18 protein-coding genes and 2 tRNA genes are annotated in these 22,885 nt (G+C 50.6%); 8 read left to right on the top strand and 12 right to left on the bottom strand.

Features of this window, described 5'->3' with window-relative positions; translation table 11 throughout:
• The first annotated feature begins 183 nt into the window (after window positions 1-183).
• The 8 genes from QZT18_RS09895 to QZT18_RS09860 all read left to right on the top strand — a co-directional run bounded on the left by QZT18_RS09895 (window position 184) and on the right by QZT18_RS09860 (window position 11,295).
• The gene (locus QZT18_RS09895) at window positions 184-1,620 is read left to right on the top strand and encodes a M20 family metallopeptidase (RefSeq protein WP_294147272.1); all 1,437 of its coding nucleotides are present in this window, start codon (window positions 184-186) and stop codon (window positions 1,618-1,620) included.
• A 99-nt stretch (window positions 1,621-1,719) separates the two neighbouring features.
• The gene (locus tag QZT18_RS09890) at window positions 1,720-3,108 is read left to right on the top strand and encodes an MFS transporter (protein WP_294147270.1); all 1,389 of its coding nucleotides are present in this window, start codon (window positions 1,720-1,722) and stop codon (window positions 3,106-3,108) included.
• Between the two features lie 173 nt (window positions 3,109-3,281).
• Window positions 3,282-3,746, top strand: a complete 465-nt coding sequence (locus QZT18_RS09885) for a TspO/MBR family protein (RefSeq protein ID WP_294147266.1) — start codon at window positions 3,282-3,284, stop codon at window positions 3,744-3,746.
• Between the two features lie 170 nt (window positions 3,747-3,916).
• Window positions 3,917-5,974, top strand: a complete 2,058-nt coding sequence (locus tag QZT18_RS09880; protein WP_294147264.1) for a sigma 54-interacting transcriptional regulator — start codon at window positions 3,917-3,919, stop codon at window positions 5,972-5,974.
• A gap of 277 nt (window positions 5,975-6,251) precedes the next feature.
• On the top strand, window positions 6,252-7,487 hold the full coding sequence (locus tag QZT18_RS09875; RefSeq protein ID WP_294147260.1) for a hypothetical protein: 1,236 nt from the start codon (window positions 6,252-6,254) through the stop codon (window positions 7,485-7,487).
• Between the two features lie 41 nt (window positions 7,488-7,528).
• Window positions 7,529-8,812, top strand: a complete 1,284-nt coding sequence (locus QZT18_RS09870; protein WP_294147258.1) for an SLC13 family permease — start codon at window positions 7,529-7,531, stop codon at window positions 8,810-8,812.
• Between the two features lie 21 nt (window positions 8,813-8,833).
• Complete coding sequence (locus QZT18_RS09865; protein ID WP_294147256.1) at window positions 8,834-10,081, top strand: MFS transporter; 1,248 nt, start codon at window positions 8,834-8,836, stop codon at window positions 10,079-10,081.
• 89 nt (window positions 10,082-10,170) lie between these two features.
• Entirely contained in the window at window positions 10,171-11,295 is a 1,125-nt protein-coding gene (locus QZT18_RS09860; RefSeq protein ID WP_294147254.1) for a hypothetical protein, read from the top strand.
• A gap of 166 nt (window positions 11,296-11,461) precedes the next feature.
• On the opposite strand, the gene QZT18_RS09855 is transcribed toward QZT18_RS09860, so the two are convergent.
• The 12 genes from QZT18_RS09855 to glgX form a co-directional block, all read right to left on the bottom strand.
• Window positions 11,462-11,532: transfer RNA gene (locus tag QZT18_RS09855), tRNA-Gly, on the bottom strand.
• 82 nt (window positions 11,533-11,614) lie between these two features.
• Window positions 11,615-11,689, bottom strand: a tRNA-Pro gene (locus tag QZT18_RS09850).
• Between the two features lie 156 nt (window positions 11,690-11,845).
• Window positions 11,846-12,346: a metallophosphoesterase gene (locus QZT18_RS09845; protein ID WP_294147252.1), complete on the bottom strand. Its 501-nt coding sequence runs from the start codon at window positions 12,344-12,346 to the stop codon at window positions 11,846-11,848.
• Window positions 12,324-12,947 (bottom strand): RdgB/HAM1 family non-canonical purine NTP pyrophosphatase, encoded by a 624-nt coding sequence (gene rdgB, locus QZT18_RS09840; protein ID WP_294147251.1) that lies wholly within the window; start codon window positions 12,945-12,947, stop codon window positions 12,324-12,326. Before rdgB ends, QZT18_RS09845 begins: the two co-directional genes overlap by 23 nt.
• Window positions 12,937-14,661 carry a lectin like domain-containing protein gene (locus tag QZT18_RS09835; RefSeq protein WP_294147249.1) on the bottom strand — a complete coding sequence of 575 codons (1,725 nt, stop codon included), beginning with the start codon at window positions 14,659-14,661 and terminating at the stop codon, window positions 12,937-12,939. The genes rdgB and QZT18_RS09835 overlap by 11 nt, the downstream gene beginning before the upstream one ends.
• Complete coding sequence (locus QZT18_RS09830) at window positions 14,651-15,817, bottom strand: class I SAM-dependent RNA methyltransferase (protein ID WP_294147247.1); 1,167 nt, start codon at window positions 15,815-15,817, stop codon at window positions 14,651-14,653. Before QZT18_RS09830 ends, QZT18_RS09835 begins: the two co-directional genes overlap by 11 nt.
• A gap of 134 nt (window positions 15,818-15,951) precedes the next feature.
• A complete protein-coding gene (locus tag QZT18_RS09825) occupies window positions 15,952-16,260 on the bottom strand; it encodes a rhodanese-like domain-containing protein (RefSeq protein ID WP_125144500.1) in 309 nt (102 codons plus the stop codon).
• Window positions 16,261-16,443: 183 nt separating this feature from the next.
• Window positions 16,444-16,695, bottom strand: a complete 252-nt coding sequence (locus QZT18_RS09820; protein ID WP_294147244.1) for a hypothetical protein — start codon at window positions 16,693-16,695, stop codon at window positions 16,444-16,446.
• 219 nt (window positions 16,696-16,914) lie between these two features.
• Window positions 16,915-17,628, bottom strand: coding sequence for a C40 family peptidase (locus QZT18_RS09815; RefSeq protein WP_294147242.1), 714 nt, complete (start codon window positions 17,626-17,628; stop codon window positions 16,915-16,917).
• A 212-nt stretch (window positions 17,629-17,840) separates the two neighbouring features.
• Entirely contained in the window at window positions 17,841-19,994 is a 2,154-nt protein-coding gene (secF, locus tag QZT18_RS09810) for a protein translocase subunit SecF (RefSeq protein WP_294147239.1), read from the bottom strand.
• A gap of 25 nt (window positions 19,995-20,019) precedes the next feature.
• Window positions 20,020-20,517 carry a hypothetical protein gene (locus tag QZT18_RS09805; RefSeq protein ID WP_294147237.1) on the bottom strand — a complete coding sequence of 166 codons (498 nt, stop codon included), beginning with the start codon at window positions 20,515-20,517 and terminating at the stop codon, window positions 20,020-20,022.
• Window positions 20,518-20,646: 129 nt separating this feature from the next.
• The gene (gene glgX / locus QZT18_RS09800) at window positions 20,647-22,737 is read right to left on the bottom strand and encodes a glycogen debranching protein GlgX (RefSeq protein WP_294147276.1); all 2,091 of its coding nucleotides are present in this window, start codon (window positions 22,735-22,737) and stop codon (window positions 20,647-20,649) included.
• Window positions 22,738-22,885 lie beyond the last annotated feature (148 nt).

Here is a 22,885-nt window from a genome sequence, read left to right as displayed (position 1 = left end):
AAAAAGCGCCGTTTCGCGCCGTAACCCTCGGGTTTTCTGTGACTTTCGCTTTGCTGCACTCACAAAAAACACCTCGCGGAATACTGCCCGTGAACAGTAACCTCATGTTACCGTTTACAGCCCCGAAGCATATTACCGGGCACGGACTGAACAGTAACAGAATCATGCAGGAGGGATTTATTAATGGAAAAGCAAAAATATCTGTCCGTCATTGACGAAAGGCAAGAACAGTTTGCCGCTCTGAGCGATGAAATCTGGGACCACCCGGAGCTTAACTTCCGTGAATTCAAATCGGCGGAAACGCTCTGCAAGGCGCTGGCGGAAAACGGCTTCACGGTAGAAAAAGAACTGGCAGGCATTCCCACCGCCTTCTCGGGCCGTTTTGGCAAAGGCCATCCGGTCATCGGGATTCTGGGCGAATTCGATGCACTGCCGGGCCTCAGCCAGAAAGCCGGAGTTGCCGTGAAAGAATCTCTGCCCGGAGACGGCTGCGGCCACGGCTGCGGCCACAATCTGCTGGGGGTAGGAAGTCTGGCGGCCGCCGCCGCGGTGAAAACCTATCTGGAACAGACGGGAAAGCCGGGGACCGTCATCTACTTTGGCTGTCCCGCCGAGGAAGGCGGCTCCGGCAAGGCCTTCATGGCCCGTGACGGAGTGTTTGATGAACTGGACACAGCCCTCTCCTGGCACCCCGGTTCATTGAACACGGTCTGGTCCTTCAGCACGCTGGCCAACATTCAGGTGAGGTATCATTTTACCGGAAAAAGCGCACATGCCGCCGCCAGCCCCCATCTCGGACGGAGCGCTCTGGATGCCCTGGAACTGATGAATATCGGCGTACAGTTTCTGCGGGAACATATCATCCCCGAAGCCAGGGTCCACTATGCCATCACAAATACGGGAGGAGCTGCCCCGAATGTGGTACAGGCAGAGGCGGAGGCGCTCTATCTCATCCGAGCCCCGAAAAATTCCCAGGTGCAGGAAATCTATGAACGGGTAAACGATATAGCCAGAGGAGCCGCTCTGATGAGCGGGGTGGGTGTGGAAATTCAGATGGATAAGAGCTGCTCCAATATTGTGGTAAACAGGACGCTGGAAGAAATCCTCTACCGCAACATGACGGAGATTCCTCTGCCGGAATACACAGAGGAGGAGGAAAAATATGCAAAAGCCATCCAGGAGACGATCGAAGGACGCACCACGATGGCGGACCGCCTGGAAAAAACCATGGGACCAAAGGGCCGCATGATAGGAGCCAAGTATGACAAACAGAGCCTCTACCGCTTTGTCATGCCGTACGCCCCCGGCAATAAACCGCTCTCCGGCTCCTCCGACGTGGGGGACGTAAGCTGGATCTGCCCTACCTCCCAGATTCTTGCCTCCACCGGAGCAGGCGGAACGGTGGAACATTCCTGGCAGATGGTGGCGCAGGGAAAGACAAGCAGCGCCCACAAGGGAATGCTCTATGCGGGCAAGGTGCTTGCCGGAACCGCCATCGACCTGTTCGAAAACCCGGAACTGGTCGGAAAGGCAAAGGAGGAACACCTTACCCAGGTTGGAGAAGAAGGTTACCGCCCTCTCCTCACCCCGGATGTCAAACCGCGTATTGTCCGAGATTAACAAAAACCGGAGCTTGGGACAGGACTGTCCGTCAGTCGAATCATCTGTAATATTCAAAGAAAATTTGTAAACACATAAATAAAAAGAGAGGGATTACTTATGGAGAACATGAAGAAAAACGCTGCGCCGGAAGAAGCCGTTGAGAAACTATCCGCAGGTGATATCGTTTCCTACGGACTCGGCGGAGCAGCCGCCACCATGCCAAGCCAATATAAAAACACATTTACGATGAACTTTCTGACCGATGTGGCCGGTTTAAATATCGGCGTGGTCGGAACACTGACCATGCTGCTGACCATCTGGGACGCCATCAATGATCCGATTATCGGAGGACTGGCCGACCGGACCAACACAAAACGCTGGGGTAAATACCGTCCACACATGATTATGGGATGTATTATGTGGGCCTTCATCATGATGGTTCTGTTCTTTGTGCCTGACATCTCCACCACCGGAAAACTGGTTTACTACACGATCGCCCTGATATTCTACAGTGTTTTTTATACTCAGTTTACCGTGTCCTGGCAGGCTCTCAACAGCGTCATGAGCACCGACGTAAACCAGCGGAATATCCTGCTTACCTCCCGCCAGTTGGCCGGTTTTATCTCCGGCGCCCTGGTCGGAGCCTGCACGATGCCGATTGTAAGCCGCTTTTCAAGTGAAAAAACGGGATTTCTTGTTTCCACCTTCGTAATTTCGGCAGTCTGTGTCATTACCGGACTGATTTCCGCAAACGGAGCAAAAAAGAAGGACTATTATAATTCGATTAAAACCCCGGAAAAAATTCATTTTAAGAGCCAGCTCAACGTTGTGCTGAAAAACAGGGCCGTTATCTGCTGTGCCTTCTTATTAGGGCTTGTTACGCTTTCCAACGCAGTTAACTCGGCAATATCGCTGTATTACTTAAAATATGTCGTTAAAAATATCGGCGTTCTCTCCGTACAGTCCATTCTGGCCATGGCGAGAAGTATCATATTTATCCCTATGATGCCTATGATTCTGAAAAAGCTGGGCAAAATCAAAACCCTGAAATTCGGGATGCTGCTGAACGTTTTTACGGGTCTTTGCCTGTTCTTTCTCCGTGAAAATGCATCTGCGCTGGAGGTCATTCTCATGACGTTTATATCCGGCGCCGGTTTCACCATTGCAAACGTTGCCTGCCTGTCCATGATTCCCGACTGCACGGACTATACGGAATTAAAATTCGGTTCCTGCCAGGCCGGGTTCATCAACGCCATCATCACTTTTATGAAGAAGTTTTTCTCCTCCTTCTCCACCCTGATCGTAGGTGGACTGATGGGACTGGCCGGATATGCGGCAAATAAAGAGATTACTCCTCACATTGTAAACACGATCGTCAACATTAAGATTGTAACTCCGTTCATTCTTCTTGCCGCAGCGCTCGTTATCCTGAAATTTTATCCAATCACACCCGCATATGGACGTGAGATGAGGGCAAAGCTGAAGGAAATCCGCGGAAAACGGTAAGTATTGAGATGCGGCCTGTGCGCAAAGCGTACAGGCCGTTCCTGATCAGTACTGAAAAATCCGGCGGGACTCTTGCGCCGGGCGCGGCCCTATAATAATCCTTTTGTCTGCTTCATCTCATATTTACGGACCGTATTTCATATCTTTATTAAAAATACCGTGGAATGTATTCTATGAAAATAAAGAATAAAAGCACTCTGATTATTTCTATTCTGATTCCTCTGGCAGCCGGCTCGCTGTCCTCGCTTTTGAGCGGTAATGTATCCGGATATTCTTCGTTCAATAAGCCTGCTCTGAGTCCCCCATCCTTTGTATTTCCCATTGTATGGACTATCCTGTACATCCTGATGGGAATCTCTGCATTTATTATTTATGAATCCCACAGCCCCAAAAAAGAAACGGCGCTCAGGTTGTACCGGCTCCAACTGTTTTTTAACTTCTTCTGGAGTATTATTTTCTTTCGATGGTCCCTCTGTCTGCCTGCATTTTTGTGGCTGGCGGTCATGATTTTAATCATTATACTCATGATAAAGCAGTTCCGGCAAATCAGCCCTCTGGCGGCATTCCTCCAGATTCCGTATCTGGTATGGTGCCTCTTTGCCGCTTATCTCAATCTGATGATCTGCATATTAAATTAAGTTTCCGGCCGGTTCCGTATTCCGGCCGGACCGTCTGCTGAAACTTATCGCATGACACTGCTGTCCGTTTTTGCTATAATGACTCCATACAGGACTATAACGTGTTTGAAAATTGCTCTAGAAGAAAAACATCCAGACGGCAGGAACCGTGAAGGGAAATGTGATATACCATGTTAAATCAGACCGAAAAGAACGGCGTTATGAAAAAAATACTGATTGTCTATATCGGCAACCACCTGGTGGACAGTGTTTACCGTGAACTGGCAGACTATTTCAACAAGTATGGAATCAACTGCGAACTCTGCTCCTGCAGCGTCGGTTCCGAGGAAAGCCTGGTGGAACATATCAGCGGCTATATCCGGGAGCACGATGTCTCACTGGTGCTTCTGGGCAGCCGTTTGTTTCAACTGATCAACGGGCGGCTTCAGATTCCGCTTGTGGAGATCAGGCGGAGCTTCTATGATTTCTATGTCTCCATTAAAAATTCCACGCGGCAGAACAGGATGACGGCTATGGTTTACTGGGGACCGCTGAAACCTCTGGAACTGGAATACTGGAAGGAACTCAAGGACTATGTCAGACTCTGCCTGATAGAACCGGAACCGGGTGAGGGGACACGCGACAGGGAACTGAAGACACGTCAAGCGATCCGGCAGCTTAAATCAGAGGGTTATGAACGGGTTGTAGGCGTCGGCATGGTCTATGATATTACGCTGGAGGAGGGACTGGAAGCGGAATTTATCAGTTTCAGCAAGGCAAACCTGCTCCAGTCCGTTCACGAAGTCCTGCATCACGCAAGAATGTTTGAACAGGATCAGGAAAACCTGAAGAGCCTGCGAACGATCTTCCGCGAACTGGACGAGGGGATTATCGTTACAAATGACAAGGGGGAAATCTATGAAATTAACGATGCGGCCAGGCAGATTTTTAAAGGAATCCCGCATGTTGATAAAAGAAATATTAAGGAGCTTTTTCCTCTGGAGGCCGTCTCCGGGGCCATGGAGCAGAATCGTGAACTTTCCCGTCTTGTCTGTACGGTAGAAAAAAAGACGCTGATGCTGAATCTTCACATCTCCCATTCCGGCCGCCGGCCGCGCTATAATTTTATCTTCTATCCCTCCGCCGTGGTAAGGGCCATGGAACGGGAAATTCAGCTTGATATCCGGAAAAAGGGGTATATTGCCAAAAACACCTTTCATGATATTCAGTCCTCCGGCGCCTGCATGGATGATTTAAAGAAAAAAGCGGCCCGCTACGCAGCGGTGGAAAGCACGGTAATTCTTTATGGGGAATCAGGAACAGGCAAAGAACTGTTTGCCCAGAGCATCCACAATGAAAGTCCCCGCAGAAATTACCCGTTTGTGGCCATCAACTGCGGAGCCCTGCCGGAAAATCTTCTGGAAAGCGAGCTGTTCGGCTATGTAAGGGGCGCCTTTACCGGCGCAAAGGCCGAGGGAAAGGCAGGTATTTTTGAGCTGGCCCACAGAGGCACCCTGTTTTTGGACGAGATCGGGGAGCTGCCGCTTCAGATGCAGGTCCGTCTTCTGCGTGTCCTTCAGGAAAAAGAAATCGTGCGCATTGGGGACGACCGGGTGACCTCTGTGGATGTGCGTATCATCGCGGCCACGAACCGCAATCTGTACAGCCAGGTCCTGGAAGGAAAATTCCGTGAAGATTTATATTACCGGTTAAACGTGCTCACCCTCCGGATTCCTCCTATACGGGAAAGAAGGGAGGACCTCCCCGCACTTCTGAACTTTTTTCTCCGTCAATCCGGAGAAGGCGGAAAGATACTGGAACCGGATGCCATGCGGGAATGTGAATCTTATTCGTGGCCCGGCAACGTAAGAGAGATTCGGAATTTTGTGGAACGCCTCTCCCTGCTTTCGGACAGTAACCGTATTGACCGGAGAACCGTCCGCGAGGCGCTGGAAATCGAACTGGAGGGTATTTCCATGGCGGTTTCGAAACCGTCCGTTTTAAGACCGGTCATTTCAGAACCCCCTGTTTTTGAACCGGCCATTTTTGGACCGGCTGTCTTTAAACCGGTTGTTTTTGAACCGGCTGCCGTTAAACCGGCCGTTTCAGACAGAGCCTACATTTCCGATACAAAAATCCGGCTCACTCTGGAACACAATCATGGAAACAGGAAGAAAACGGCAGGCGAACTTGGGATCAGCACCACAACTTTATGGCGCAGGCTCCGTGCGATGGACGAAACCGTTTGAAATGTTTATGAAATGCTTATGAAATGCTTTTTGAAATATTATTGAAATGTCCCTGAAATGTTTCGGGGGCATTTCTTTTTTTGATCGGAGAATAAAAATTTATCCCGTAAGGGTTTTCACACGTAATATATGTGGAAATCCCGGGGTAAGCAATGCGGTACAGCGCTGTTTGGCATTTCTATGCGTCATTGTTGGCACAAAACTTGCTTTAATCTTAGGCAGGACACATTCCAACGGCGCCTGGAATGGAATCATATCAAACAGGAGGAATCAAACATTGAGCAAGAACAATATGCGACGAAGCGGAGGAGCACGTCAGTTAACAGCCGACCCGGAAGTGCTTTTTACTCCCTATTTCCAACCCAAATCCGTCTATTTTTCCGACGGCACTTCTTACGTATATCTGGATCGGATGAAATTTGACACCGGTTATCCGTCCTTTGAACAAAACGGTACCATGATGGCGGCTCTTCCCGCCCTGGCTCTGATTTACAGTCCACGGATGAAAGTGGAACAGACCGGTGAACAGGCAAAGATTATCTATCAGGGAAAAACTGCAATACTGCATTCCGGGGATTGCGCCGTACGGGCCGGTCAGGAATCATGTCCCATGGAACTTCCCGTCCAAAATGTGAACGGAATTCTCTACGTTGCCGTAGAAAGCCTGATGACCAGGGTGTTTGGAAAGGCGGCCCTCTGGGAGGGAACGTATCTCGCCCCCAGAATCTTTCTCGGAATCGGCGAGCGGGAAAGTGATTTATTTGAGAACATGAACGTGGTGAAGGATATGATCATCCATCTCAATAAAAAGGTGGGCGTTCTCAAAAGAGCCTATTACTTTAAAAAGGCGGAAAAAGTCTGTCCATACTCTCTGTATGTCCCCATGTCATACGACGCATCAAAGCCCAGCCGTCTGGCTATGGTGCTGCACGGCGCAATGCAGGGAGCGGCCGACCTGAAATGGCTCTCCACCGGCCAGGGACATTTTGAGGAGATGGCTGAAAAATATCATACAATTCTTCTCTTTGTGGACGGCTATGCCGAGGGTTTTTACGGCGGAGGAACAAAACCTACACTGAACCGCAGCGAATGCGGCCCGGATATCCGGCATTATCTGGATCTGTGCGAAGCCGAACCATTTGCCGCGCTCGAGGAAGTGAAAAAAGAATTTAATATCGACACAAGCCATCTATACCTGTTCGGAAACTCAATGGGCGGCGGCGGGACGTTCTATCTCGGAAACGCCTATCCCCACCTGTTCCGCGCCATCGCCCCCTGCGGCGCCCTGGTTTCGGAGAATCTCGATGCAATCGATATGGGCGGAATCCGTGATATGCCCATTCTGCTGGTAGTCGGAACGGAAAATATTGATTTTGCAAATCTTGACCGCGTTGTGGATTACCTGAAGCAAAAAGGGGCAAAAGCGGAAGGCCTGGGAGTAGGCGGCGGAATCCACGCGGACGCCTGGATTAAAGCGCTGCCCGATATTTTCGCCTTTTTCGCCAGGACATAATTGAAAGACACTCATTCGAGTGAAAGAGGGGGTTCGGCAAAATGGAGATTTCTCTTTGTACAATCGGCCTGCTGGCCAGCATTTGGATTTCCTATCGGAGAAAACTGAATATTGGGGTACTGGCGGCAGCATTTGCCTATGGAATCGGTTGTTTTTATATGAGGCTTTCCGTCGTTGACTTAACAGGAATGATCTCGGTCAACACCCTGTTTTCCATAATCGGCATCACCTTTTTCTATGGGATTGCAATCGAAAACGGCACGATGGAACGGTTGACCGGCCAGATCCTGTACAGGATGCGTAACCGCGTACCGCTGATGCCTCTTGTGCTGTTTGCAATGGCTTTCCTTATTTCCGGAGCCGGGCTGGGAGCAGGCCCAACGGTCGCCCTGACAGGACCGCTGGCGATGAAAATTTCAGCCATGGGAGGCATCAGCCTGCTCATAGCAATACTTGCCATCTCCGTAGGAGCATCCTGCGGCTCCAATCTTCCCTGGAGCCAGGGAGGCGTGGTGATCGAAAACATACTTAAATCGCTGGAGGGCGGCAATGCGGGGGCCTGTATGAACACCGCCATCCTGCACACGCTGGCCGCCAATCTGATCGCCCTCCTTCTGGTCATCCTGATTTTAGGCCGGAATACATCCCGAACCCTGGATTTGCAGGAAAGCAGGCCCTTTAACGCCGTACAGATTAAAACTCTTGGGCTGATGGCTGTCGTGGTCTTCCTGATGGTAGTTCCCAAAATAGCCGCCGGATGGTTAAAATACGGATGGCTGATACGGGCAGCCGGATACTGCGACGTGGGCTTTGTCAGTCTTTTAGGCGCCACCGCGGCATCCGCCGCCAATCTGGCGGATCAGAAGGCCGTGATCCAGAAACGGATTCCCTGGAATGTAATTATGATGATTGGAGGAATCTCCATCATGACGGGAGTCCTGAAGGCGGCCGGAGCCGTCGAAGCTCTCGCCTGCTTTATCACGGATACGATACCGCATTTTCTGATACCGGCGGCCCTGTGCCTGGGCGCTGCGGTGATGAGTCTTTTTTCGGGAGCCACCACGGTGGTCGTCCCCACTCTGTTTACCGTTGTGCCCGGCATTGCGGCCGGTTTCCCCAATGAGACGGGACTGTTCTATGCGGCAGTGCTTCTCGGGGCCTGCATGGGAGGAATCTGTCCTTTTTCCAACGGCGGCAGCATGCTGTTAGGAGCCTGCGAAGAGCCCGGAGCCCGGGATCGGCTGGCCTATCACATGCTGGTTCTTCTGGGGTTTACAATCGCGGTATCGGTACTTTACATGCTCATCATACAGTTCTTTTATTAAAGATAAGGAGAGAATAAGATAATGGAAACAAAGAATAAAAAAGGATTTCTATCAGGAACCGTCGCCATACTGACAAATGTAAATTTTTTACTTATTATTGTTGTAAACATGGTATCAAGTATTGCATTCTCCATGATCAACACACCGGTTACCCTGGTGGGTTCCAATCTGGGCCTAAGCGCCACACTGATTGGCCTGATTGCCAGTCTGTATTCCTTCAGCAAGATCCTTGTACGTCCCTTCATGGGAAACAGTTTCAAACGATGGAACCCCAAATGGGTCTACATGGCCGTCCTGTTCATGCGGGGGCTGGTGGCGGTGGCCTATGCATTTACCAACAATATTCCCATGTACATATTTTCCCGGCTTCTGCAGGGTGTAAACTTCGGCTGCAGTAACCTGGCTACCCAGATCGTCGTAGCCGAGGTGGTGGACCGCGAAGAAATCGGCAGCGCCTTTGGTCTCAGCTCTCTCCTGCCGAAACTGGTGGCCGCGTACACTACCATCGTCTCCATGTTTTTCTACCAGAATTACGGCGCTTCCGTGGCATTTTGGGCGTCTGCCGCAGCCAGCGTGCTCTCAATGATTCTGTTGCTGCTGGTAAAATTCCCGGATCGGACGGAAGAAAAAAAGGCATTTCAGAAAAATCTGGAAGAAAACCGCTTCAAAAAGAAGGGTATCAACGATTACATCTTCCTTCCGGCCATCCCTATGTCCTGTATCGTCTGCCTCCTCTGCCTTCCCACTTTTGCAATGGAGACGATTCTCTTACTTTACTGTAAGGAGATCGGCGTGGATTTCGGGGCCGAATATCTCGCCGTTTACGCTGCCATGATGGGAATCGGCGCCTTTGCCGGAGGGCTGCTGGGCGACCGTCTGGGTGAAAAGTTTGTGGTATATGCATCGATGATTATGGCAATCGTAGCTTTTCCATTAATCTGCGTCACTACAAACAAGACGGTCTGGATGGCCTCCGCCGTCCTGGTCGGGCTGTACAATGCCATGCCGAGCCCGGCTATCCGCGCAAACATGATGCGGCAGGCGGGTGTCTTATACTCCAGTATCGCATTGGCGACCTTCTGTATTTTCCAGGATATCGCCTCCACTGTTTCCAGTACGATTGCTGGCTTTTTATCCGACGCCTTCGGATTCCGCATGGCGCTCTGCGGGCTTGCCGTTTTCCCGTTTATCGCCATGATCATCTATACCGTACTGCTGTTCCGGGCGAAAAATGCGCCGCAGACTGAGAAAATCAGGGATTCGTATTAGTAAAACAGAGTTCGGAAGAACCGGTTTTAGTAAACCGAATCCCGGGATGCCTAATGTCAAAACGCGCGATTTAAGAAAGGATATGTTATATGGTAAATGTAAGTTTAAAACCTTATTTTGAAATAGAATCCCTGGCCTTTTGCGAAGACGCTTCCACGGCGCTCGCCAATGATTTTCAGTTCGGCATGGCCCTGCCCTGCCGGATTCATCAGGACAGGCTGATGGCGGATGCCGATTCTTTTGCAAAGCTGATGGCTTTGGGATGGACAAAAGAACAATCCCGAAGTATCCCGCGGACCGAGCTTTCGGGCCATCTTTTCCTTCCCGTGGGACAGGTCCTTGCCGAGCAATTCGGATGGACCGTGCGCGAACGGTCTTACCGTGGAAAACGGATGATAAAGGCATCTAAACTGCCGGATTTCCCCATGGATCCCATTGGTCTTTATTACTTATTTGAACAGACATGCGGAATTGTGAAAAAAGCATTTTATCTGGAGGAAGCACGGACGCTGATCGCCTACCGTCTTTATGTTCCGGTCTCCTGCCCCACCTCCTCCCCGGACTCCGGACCGCGTAAGCTGGCGGTAATCCTTCACGGCCTGGGAGGCGGCAATGTGTTTGACCGGGCAGATAATAAACTGGCCCATATGGGGCAACGGTACAACTATCTGATTCTGGCACCGCTTGCCTATACGAACGGAATGCATGGAAGCGCCTATCCGATGGCACGCGATTTTACGGACATGGAAACCGCAGACCCGTCCAATCCAGCCAACCTGACGGAAGAAGAACAGCGCATTTACCGCCTGTGTGAACTGGCCGATATGCAGGCGCTTGAGGAAGTGAGAAAACAGTACGGGGTTGACGGCGGAAACATCTTCCTGGGCGGCAACTCCATGGGCGGGGACGGTACTTTTTATCTGGCCTCCCGTTACCCGGACGTCTTCCGCGCCATCGCCCCCTGCGCAGGCGGCCCGGACCTGCGTTTTTTCCCGGCCGAACAGCTCCGGGAGCTCCCCGTCCGGCTTCTCTGCGGCACGGAGGACTCCGGTTTCCATCTGCTCCTCTCCATGTACCGGGAACTGAAAGACCGGGGCGTACCGGCAGAATTCGCAGCCGTTGGCGGCGAGACGCACGGAACGGCATGGCTGCATGATCTGGAAGGGATGTTTGATTTTTTCAACAGGATGTCGGCAGAATCGTCTGAACGGTAAGATCGGACGGAGAGCAGAAAAAGGAGCCGTTGTTCCGGTAGAAATGATTCTACTGTTACAGCGGCTCCTTACTTTTCAAATCTTATGCCGCATGAAACGCAGCATAAATGCAACACGATATGCAACACGATATTAAAAAAGCCCTGAAAAATCAGGGCAGCAAAAAAGCGGGTGATGGGAATCGAACCCACGTATCTAGCTTGGAAGGCTAGTGTTCTACCATTGAACTACACCCGCGTAATAATCATGAGAGGTACAATCTGGTACATAAGATATTCCGTTGGGAGCTTGCTCACATAAGAAATATCTCACATTCCAATCGGGGTGACAGGATTCGAACCTGCGACCTCCTGGTCCCAAACCAGGCGCTCTAGCCAAGCTGAGCCACACCCCGTATATGCATGGCAGAACATCTGCAATGCATGAATTATTATATACTATGCCGTCCCGGTTGTCAACCGTTTTATATAATAAATTGTGTCTTTCAAAAAGATATTTTTCATGTAATTAATACAATTTTCTGCCGTCCTCATCGGGACGGCCTTCGGTGTCAGTTCTCCAGGTAATTGATTGTATAGTGCGCTTTTCCTTCGCGATCCAGCTCCATCAGCATATAGCTCGGCTTTCTTCCGTCCTGCCGCGGGAAAGAGAGACTGCCGGGATTCAGGATCGTCAAATCCTCCCGGATGTCCAGGTATGGTTTATGGGTATGGCCGAACATGGCAATTTGAACCTTGCGGTCCCTCGCCTCATCCGCCAGACGCTCCGTTCCCACCGAAACACTGTAAAAGTGCCCATGGGTCAGGAATACCCGGTAGTCTCCTATTGTAATCTCTTTCTCTCTGTCCAGGTTGGAAAAGAAATCGTTATTTCCCAGTATCATATAGACCTGGCAGTTTTCGTTCTGTTCGCGGCACCAGGTTTCAATCCGGTCCTCGCTGCCCTCCGCGTCCCCCAGATGAATCAGCATGTCAAAGGGCGCTGTTTTTTCAATTACAGTCTGCAGATTACCATCCCTGCGATGTGTATCACTTACGATTAATATCTTCATCGTTCCCCTCCAAGGCCGCCTTAAGCGCCTCTTTCATCATTTCCAAAGCCTTGCCGCGATGGCTGATTTTATTCTTCTCATCGATCGCAAGCTCGGCGGATGTTTTTCCATACTCCGGCAGATAAAGAATCGGATCGTAGCCGAATCCCCCTTCTCCGGCCGGCTCCCTGGCTATGAGCCCTTCCATTGCCGCCTGGGTGTGAAGGACACGGCCGTCGGGAAGAACCGCGGCAATATTGCACACGAAACGGGCCGCCCTCTTCTCTCCCTCCGCGCCTTCCAGTCTCTGGATCAGAACCCGGTTCTTAACCGAATACGGCTCCGCCTCCAGATATCTGGCCGAATACACGCCCGGTTCCCCGCCCAGGTAATCGATAACCAGGCCGGAATCGTCCGCAAGAACCGTGCCTCCCGTCTGCTCCCAGACTGCGCGGGCTTTAATCTCTGCATTTTCGGCAAAGGTGGTTCCGCTCTCCACAATATTTCCCTTGAATCCGGCTTCCTCCATCGAGAGGATCTCTCTGCCCAAATCCTTGAGGATCAGGCGGATTTCCTTCATTTTCCCCTCGTTGCCTGTCGCAAATATAATTTTATTCTTCATTCTCCACAACCTCTTTTTTTCTCGTGTATGCTTTCAGGCACACATTGCATTTCTGTTCTTCCTCCACCCGCTCCCAGGACGTTCCCTTAAAGCTGATGTAACCCTCGCCGTCGCTTAAATCGACGCGGAGGTTTTTATCGGGTGAATTGTATTCGATCGCCACCGGATGAACAGAACCCGGCGTACTGATACTGACGATGACGGCAAATTTCTTTCCGGCTGCAAGTTCCACCGGCCGGTCTAAATCAATGGTATAAAATCCTGCATTTTTAAGTGTGCCCGACGCTGCCAGCATCCGCCTGCCAAACTGTGCGCTGCCCTCCACATCGGTGACCGTATATACTTCATAGGATGTATCCTGCCCCGTGGCATAAAAGCCGACCGCGGACAGCTCTTCTTCCTCTTCGGCCGTATAGATATTGGCAAAATAGGCGTTCTCCTTACCGTAGCCGAGCTGGCCTACCCAGCCGCAGAGATCCGTCTGATAAATATTATCGTAATTATCCGTGCCGTCCACTCTGGAATACAGGATATTGTGAATTCCAATATTGGTATCGTAATAGGATACGTAAAAATATCCCTCATCCCCGAATTCACCGCCCCAGCTATTGGCACAGATAAAAGCTCCGTCGCCCTCCAGATCCAGATTAAAGTTTTCTTTGGAATAATTGTCGTCCCATCCGATGATTACGATATCGTGGTTCGGCTTTGCCGTTCCTATATAGCAGTATGCCCCCTGCTCCTTGTTATAATAACGCGAATCACTCTGGCCGGTCACCATCGAGGTGTACAGGGAACTCTGAACTCCGCCGTAGAGATAAACAGCCCGCTTAATGGCCTCATAGTCTTTGCTCGGTATAATCTGTATGTCCTGTACATGGCACACGGGCTTCAGTCCCGGAGGCGAATATTCATCTCCGTATTCATCGTCTTCCTCATATACCGGTCCCTGCCATGCGAGCAGATAGGCCATGGACATCGTATACTCACCGCCGTCGTTCTGCTGCATATGGAAACTGTTCCTGATGGACATATGATCCTCTGAAAAACTCAAGTCCGCTTCCGGAAGGAGCCTGCTCTCCAGCGCCATGACGGAGGCAAAAGCCCAGCATGTGCCGAAGCTGCCCTGGTTCTTGACCCTGGGCGCCCGCCCTGTTTCGCGGTAATCATAGGCATAGGGAAGACTTCTCTCATCCTTTCCCTCAAAGGAGAGTTCCAGAATGTTTTCATTCACATCCCACTCTTTTTTGTAGGAAAGCGCTTTTTCCACCGCTTCCAGCGGAACGTACAGAACGCCGTCCCTCTTTTCAATCCCGGCTTCCAGGGCTACGGTGACACCGTTTAAAATCATCTCGGGCGTCCCCTCCACCATCTCCGCGCGGATTGTGTTCTTCTCCATAACCAGCCTGGAATTATCGTACAGCCTGGCCGAACAGGAAAGGCAGTCCTGAAGAATACTCACCGGAACCATAAAGTATCCCTCCTCCGTCATAATTACGGAAGGGCCTTTTCTCTTCACCGTGCGGCCGTCAATCTTCAGTTTAATGGTTTTATCATTTACTTCCTTCGATATAATGGAATACCATCCGCTGTTCCAGCTTCCCGGCTTCTCTCCCCTTTTAACCTGTTCCCGGGTAAAAAAAGCCTGGTTCTTCGCCGCAATGCAAAAGAGCAGCAGAACCAGCAGAACGATATATAATCGTTTACGCCTCAACTGTATCTCCTGTTTTTCTTTTCGGTGGTCTCGGTCCCATAAACTGGTAGTAGTACGTCTTCATCATACCGTTATAAATCTTCCTGTTTTTATCCGCTTTCCTGCCGATATCCCTCTCCGCGTCCTCATACGCGGTAATCAGATACAGGGACCAGGAATCAAGGGCCTTGTACCGCTCCCCAATCTGACGGTACAGCGCGGGGAGATCTTTCTTCTCCTCCAGCCTCTCGCCGTAAGGAGGGTTGGAAATGATAAAGCCGTATTTTTTAGGATGGCTCAGTTCGGAGATAGGCCTCTGCTGGAAATGGATCAGATGATCGACGCCGGCCCTTTTCGCATTCTCTCTGGCCGCCTTAATCACTTCACCGTCTATATCGTAACCCTGAATGTCCACTTCTACCGTATCGTCCACCATTTCGGATGCCTCGTCAATGGCGTCATACCAGCATTTTCTCGGAATCAGGTTCTTCCAGTCCTCGGAGAGAAAAGAACGGTTCAGTCCCGGCGCAATCCCCGCCGCAATCATCGCGGCTTCGATCGGAAAGGTTCCGCTGCCGCAGAACGGGTCTACCAGGATCCTGTCTTTCTTCCATGGAGTCAGCATGATGAGGGCGGCAGCCAGGGTTTCCGTGATCGGAGCCTTGCTTGTAAGCTGCCTGTATCCCCTCTTGTGAAGGGAATCTCCGCTCGTGTCAATGGCTACCGTGACCTGGTCTTTATAGAAGAAAACCCTCAATGGATATTCACATCCCGTCTCGGGCATCAGTTCCAGATCGTATTCGGCCTGCATACGGCGTACAACGGCTTTCTTCATGATTCTCTGAATATCCGAAGGGCTGAAAAGTTTACTGTTGATGGAGGATGCTTTCTTCACCCAGCATTTCGCATCCTTTGGAAGATAATTCTCCCAGGGAATTTCCCTGGTTCTCTCAAACAGTTCATCAAAGGTAAGGGCCTGAAAGCCGCCCACTTTTAATAATACCCTCTCGGCTGTTCTTAAGAAAATATTAGCCCGGCAGATTGCCTCCGCATCGCCTTCAAAACTGACGCGTCCGTTCTCAACCTCCGTAATCTCATATCCCAAATCAATTATTTCCTTTTTCAAAACAGCCTCCAGGCCAAAGTGGCAGGGGGCTATCAGTTCATATCGCACCAAAATGTGTCCTCTTCTCTTTCCATATCCGTATTTTATTGTTTATTCATCACATTAACAGCGGCAATTCAGTACCTTCATAGTTACCGTTAATATTACTATTTTAGTTTACCAGATCGCTCCTGTCAATAACCCTTTTACTGGTCTGTGAGGTACTTTCCCCTGTAAAATCTAAGCCCATTTGCAACATTTACAACCTGATACCCTTTTCTGTAAAATAAATTGCAGGCTAACAGGCTTTCGCTTCCTCTCGCACAGTAAAACAGCAGCGGCTGGCTGTTGTCCAGCAGTTCCGGCTGCTCCATCAGTTCGTCAAACGGATAATTTTCTGCACCGCATAAGTGGGACTGACAGTAAGAGGATGGACTTCTCAAATCTATAATCCTGCCCTCGTATCCCTGTTCCAGCCATCTGTCCAGATGCTGAATCGGAATTGTCTCATACATAATAGACCTCCTGTCCCTTTTACTATATTATATTCCTGCCGGACAGACTTGTTCCTGCGTAATAAAAAAGAGTCCGGCGAAGCATTTTCCTATGATATGAAAAAAAGAGTATTCCTCTCCCGGGACATAAATCCCTGCAGAGGAATACTCTCTTCCGGCACAAAACCTGCCAGATTAACTTACTTAGTAGTTATTTCTGTCACAGTTGCTGGAATTGTTCTGGCTGTAATTCTGGCTGCTGTTCTGGCTGTTGTTCTGGCTGTAGTTCTGGCTGTTATTCTGGCTGCTGTTTTTGCTGCTGTTGTTAGAGCTGTTCTGGCTGCTGTTTTTAGAGCTGTTCTGAGATTTGTTCTGGCTGTTGTTCTGGCTGTTGTTCTGAGAACTGTTCTTGCTGCTGTTGTTGTCCATATCGTTGTAGCTGTTTTTGCTTGACATATTCATTACCTCCAAGGCTGTTTTTTGTTACACCGTTAGTATGGCTGTCACTGTTTTAAAATATTCATGAAGGCAGTTTACAATTTTTTGTAACAATTTTGGACAGCGTGAAAAACAATGCAAAAGCACGGTTCGCGGACTTTTCATTGCCACTCAATAAAAGACGAAAGGCACAGCTGCAGCTTTGACGCTGCATCTGTGCCCTTCCTATATCATCCTTTAACCGAGTACGCTGACGATTTTGACAGGTGTACGGTAATTCCAGTTTGAAGTTTTGATTCCGGTACGTTCTGTGGACGCATGTACAATCTGTCCGTTTCCTATGTAAAGTGCCACATGGTTGATTCTCTTCCCATTACTGTAAAAAATCAGATCTCCCGGCTGCATCTCCGCCGCGCTGATCGCTCTTCCCTGTGTGGCCTGGGAACCGGAAGAACGGTTTAAGCTGACTCCGCCCCCATTCTGCATCACATATCTGGTAAATCCTGAACAGTCAACTCCTGTGCGTGGATCGCTTCCGCCGTATTTATAACGGCCGCCTACAAACTGAAGTGCGTAATCCACAACCTGCTGTCTGGTGTTGGTCTGCGCCGTCTGTGCCTGCGCTGCTGCTTCCGCCGCATCGGCAGCATCTTCAAGTGTAATGCCGTCTGTCTTTAAGTATCCTTCTTTATCTCCTGCCGCAACTCTGACCCAGCCGTCGGAACCGTTCTCAACTACCTCGAAAATTCCGCCCTTCTGTGCCGTGGCAACGACTGCCGAACTCTCATTCTCCTCTGCATAGACGGAGGCATTGGCTGCTTCAATCTTTGCCACCATATCTCCATCCAGGCCGTCGGCCGGTCCTGCAAATGCCGCCTGCGGTCCGGCTACCGTAAACATTCCGCAGATACACATCATTCCAACAAATTTGATACTCTTATTTAAATTCATCCAAAAACCCCTTGATTGTTATTTGCTATATTCAGTTAAATTCTCACGAAAACCTTGCTATTTATTAAGGTTTCCTTTCTAAATGTTACACAATTGTTAAATCATGTTACGTTGTTATTATATTTTCTTTTCTCATCTTTGTCAAGTTCGTTTCGGATGTTTTATATTTATTTAATATTTTCGCGTAACAGTCCATGCTGTCTGAACTGTTACTATTTCGCCTTTTTCCTCTCCTCCCAGTACGCCCACAGCGGACCCGCAATGCAGACGGATGAGTAACAGCCGCTGATTAGTCCGGCCAAAAGAGGCAGTGAAAATACCTGGATTGATTCAATTCTGTAAACGACCGAGAAAATATACACGATAAAAATACTCATTACAACCGTGAGCGCCGTATTGATGGAACGCCCCAGTGTTTCCGTGATACTCCGGTCCACCAGTTCCGACAGGCTGGTCTTTTTGCCCGCCTCCTTCATATTCTCTCTTATCCTGTCATAAAGCACGATCGTGTCGTTGATGGAATAGCCGATAATCGTCAGCGTCACCGCTACAAAGGCGTCGTTGACCGGAATCCGGAATATGCCGAAAATGAAGACAACGATCAGGATATCGTGGATCAGCGCCAATACGGCGGACACTCCCGCCGCCAGGCCGGAGAGAGACGAGAAGCGCAGCCTGATGTAAATAATAATGAAAAGAGCGGACAGCACCACCGCCGTCACCGAATTTTTCAGCACTTTTGCCCCGATATAAGGTTCTACGGCAAATGTCTCGGACAGGGCAAAGTCTCCTCCCTGATTGTTCAGCAGGGTTGTCACGCGTCCCTGTTCCTCCGGCGAGATTCCCTTATTGCCAGCCAGCGTCAGCACCAGCTTTTTCTCTCCCGTAAGCGGATCCTCCGAGGTCTGCACACTGACCGGGCGGCCCAGTTCATGCTCCACTCCCGACCGGACGGCCTCCGTATCGGCCTCCTGATCGTATGTATATTTGAGGATCACGCCTCCCGTAAACTGTGTGTCCAGCTTCATTCCGTTTACCGCGCTGATGGTGGTTCCCGAAAGGAGCACAAAACAGGTAAACAGGAGAATCCATTTTCTCTTTTTCGAAAATCCCAGCACTTTTTTCTCTTTTTTCTTCCGGAACATTGTAATCCGGCCGAAGAACGGATACTCGATCAGGGAATTGAGGATCGTCCTGGACATCCATACGCCTGCAAACAGGTTGATGAGAACGCCGGTAAGCAGCGTGTAGCCAAAACTCAGCATGGTCCCGGAGCCGAAAAACATCAGGATTGCCGCCACGGCTGCCGTCGTGATATTTCCGTCAAGAACGGAGGAAAATGCATTTTTGTATCCTCTTCTCACCGCCTGCTTGACCGTCATTCCATTTCTCAATTCTTCACTGATGCGCTCGCTGATGATAATGTTGGCGTCCACCGCCATCCCGGCCGACAGGATCAGGCCTGCAATGCCGGGCAGCGTGATTGTATACTGGGGAATCGATATTGCAAGCACCTGAAGCGACATCTGAAAGAGCAGGGTCAGACAGCTTACGACTCCCGGCAGCCTGTAATAAATCATCATAAACAGGCAGATGAGGACCATGGAAAGCGCTCCGGCCGTGGCCATGGATTTCAGCGCCTGGTTTCCCAGCGTAGGGCTGATCGTATTATAATTGGTCGTCTCCATCGAAAACGGCAGCGCTCCGGCGCGTATCTTCTCGGACAGGGCCTTGGCCTCCTCCGGAGAATCCATGCCGTTAATCATGGCCGTTCCCCCGGTAATGGTCTGCTTTACAACCGGGGCGGAAATCAGGGTCTCATCCATATAAATCCCAATCCGTTTTCCGGTCAGTTTTTTCGTGGCCTCTGCAAATGCCTCGGCTCCCGCGCGGTCAAAGGAAAGGCTCACAACGCTCTCCCCGGTATTCGGATCACGGACGGCCTCGCTGCTGTTCACGTCCTTTCCCTCCACCAGGATATTGCCCTCCTCGTCCCGGAATGTCAGCCTGGCCGTCTCTCCAAGCTCTGCTATCGCCTCTTCCGGGTTAAAGTTCTTTTCATCCGATTTCCATGGAAAACGGACAATGACGTGGCCGGCTTTTCTGTCCACCGTCACCTCACGGTCCAATATGTTTTTAGCGTCCAGTCTTCCTTCAATTACATCCCTGGCGGACTCCAGTTCACTTTCCGAGGGCCGGTAATCCCCTGCCGGTTCAAACACAGCCTCCACTCCGCCCCGGATATCGATGCCGAAACGCATCTGCCCGATTCCTTTAATATCGTTTCCGCAGCCAAAAACCGCAGCATAAACAAAGACAGCGATGATGACACCCACTATCCAGATATGATTTTTTTTATTTTTCACGTTATTCCTCCTGTGTTGTATTAATTTACAGTTTCACTACAGGAGCGATCCGTTTCTTTCCGTCCGTTTTATGGAGAATGCAGACAATAAAAAGAGCGCGGCCCATATGCAGGAGCGCGGTGCAAAGATAAAAATAGAAATTTCCCACAATTCCGGTAAACGTATGGGAAAAAGGTACCAGAAAAAGCGGGGCGCCGTCACCGCCCCCGAACGGCCGCCGGCCGTCCTCTTCAAGTTCTTCCTCATCATATAAGTACAGACCCGTTTTCTGGCCGTTCTTCTGGTTCCATGAGACGGGGCCTGCTGCCGGTATGAATGCATATCCGTCGTCGGCCGAACGCCAGCCTGTCCCGGAGATGCATTCAGGCCCGGCGCCGTTTCCCCCCGCCGCTCCATGGGCAAAATGCGCGAAGCTTAAAACAGGGAAGGAATCAGAGACGCCCGGCCCAAAGGATAAAAATAGCAGGCAGAGGATGAACGGATAAAGAAGTCTTAGAATCCCTGTACAAGATTTCTCCTTCATTCGCCGTCGCCCCCTGTCTGCCGTATTAAACATAATTTTGATATGCGAAATATAGCACAGGGCACGGAACATGTCAATTCCGTGCGGCTGTCTTATTCTTTTCTTATCGTTTTGTTTACAGGGTCACCTCTAATCCGTCCTGCGCTCGGAGGCGGCCAGAACCAGGACGGAACGCGCTCCAATCCGGCACGGTTCATTTCCCGCCGCGGTATGAGCGGCGGCATGAGAGGTGTCATGGGAGACGCCATCGTCCGATGTATCCGCCTCGACACTCCAGGCATAATGGGCCGGCAGTTTGGGAAGTCTTATGACCTGCTCCTCCCAGTAGGGATTTACGGCCAGGAAGACGATATCGTCGGCCTCCTGCTCTTCGTCGTACCCGGCAAACAGGATGCCAACGGTCTTTGTTTCGTTGGTGACCGATACATCCCATGAATCGGATGTGTACGTGCCGACAGAGGGGAAACCGCATTTGGCCGCTCCCAGTTCACAGCGTATGGAGCGGTGTTTTTTTCTAAAGTGTATCATTTGTTTAAAGAATAAAAACAGTTCCCGGTTTTTCTTAATCAGTCCCCAGTCCAGCCAGGACAGCTCATTATCCTGACAATATGTATTATTATTGCCCTGCTTGGAAAAGCCGAACTCATCTCCCGCCAGCAGCATCGGCGTACCCCTGCTGCACATCAGGACGGCACAGGCATTCTTCATCAGCTTCATCCTCAGGCGGTTGACCACCTCATCGTCCGTCGGCCCCTCTGTCCCGCAGTTCCAGCTCCTGTTGTCGTCGCTTCCGTCCGTATTATTCCATCCGTTGGCCTCGTTGTGCTTCTGGTTGTAAGAGTACAAATCGCACAGGGTGAATCCGTCGTGGCAGGTAATGAAATTGACGGAAGAATTGTACCCCTGATACTCCTTATCCGAACGGTACAGATCGGGGGAGCCTGTAATTCTCTTCACCGCCTGGGGCGCCAGCCAGTACTCTCCTTTTAGATAACTCCTCAGCTCATCCCTGTATTTCCCGTTCCACTCGGCCCAATGGCAGAACGCCGGGAAACTTCCGACCTGGTAGAGGCCTCCCGCATCCCAGGCCTCCGCAATCAGCTTCGTATCGCCGAGCAGCGGATCAAAGGCCAGCCTTTTTAACAGGGGCGGGTTGGACATCGGCGTCCCATCCTCATTTCTGCCCAGGATACTGGCCAGATCAAACCGGAATCCGTCCACATGATAGGATGTCACCCAGTAACGCAGGCATTCCACAATCATCTCCTGCACAATGGGGTGGTTGCAGTTTAATGTGTTGCCGCAGCCGCTGAAATTATAGTAATAGCCCTCCGGAGTAAGCATGTAGTAGATGTTGTTGTCAAACCCCTTAAAAGAGATCACGGGCCCGTGTTCATTGCCCTCGGCGGTGTGGTTGAAAACCACGTCCAAAATGATCTCCATGCCGTTCTCATGCAGTTCCTTGATCAGGGTTTTCAGCTCCTCGCCCTCCCGGTTGTATTCATCCGCGGCCGTATAACTGGTGTTCGGCGCAAAAAAGCTCACCGTATTATATCCCCAGAAGTCACAGAGCGTCTTGCCGCCCACGACTCTTCTGTCCTGCGTCTCATCGAACTCAAAGATAGGCATCAGTTCCACCGTCGTCACTCCCAGCTCTTTAAGATATGGAATTTTCTCCATCAGTCCGGCAAATGTCCCGGGATTTTCCACTCCCGACGAAGGATGGTGCGTAAACCCTCTCACATGCATCTCGTAGATAATGGAATCGGACATTGAAAGTTTCGGGCGGAACACATCCTTCCAGTCAAAGTTATTTCTCACGACTCTCGCATGGTACTGATCCTCGTCACCGCGCTTCACGCCCCAGACGCTCTGTCCCGTTATCGCCTTGGCATACGGGTCTAAAAGCGGTTTGGTCCTGTCAAAGAGCAGCCCCTTTGACGGATCCCAGGGACCGTCCAGACGGTAGGCATACTCAAATTCCGTAATTTTCAGACCGAACACAATCATGGAATAGACATTCCCCACCCTGTATTTCTCAGGAAACGGGATAACGGCATAGGGGCTGTTCTCCATCCTGTGATATAAAAGCAGCTCACAGGAATAGGCTCCGTGAGAATGAACGGTAAAATTGACGGCTCCCGGAAGTGCGGTGGCCCCGTTGCTCCCATACAGCCCCGGACGTATCCTAAAACCACTCACCTCATCTAACGGTTCCATCTGCTCACATTCGCCTCCGGGCGCGATTATACCCGCACAATCCGCCGGTTCTTCCGTGTCCCGGCCTGCTGTTTCCTGTCCTGCTGTTTCCTGGCCTGCTGTTTCCCGGCCTGCTGTTTCCCGGCCTGCTATTTCCTGGCCTGCCACC

Source organism: uncultured Clostridium sp. (assembly GCF_900547735.1).
In the GTDB taxonomy this organism is placed as follows: Bacteria; Bacillota; Clostridia; order Lachnospirales; family Lachnospiraceae; genus Otoolea.
This window is presented reverse-complemented; position numbering and strand designations above follow the sequence as displayed.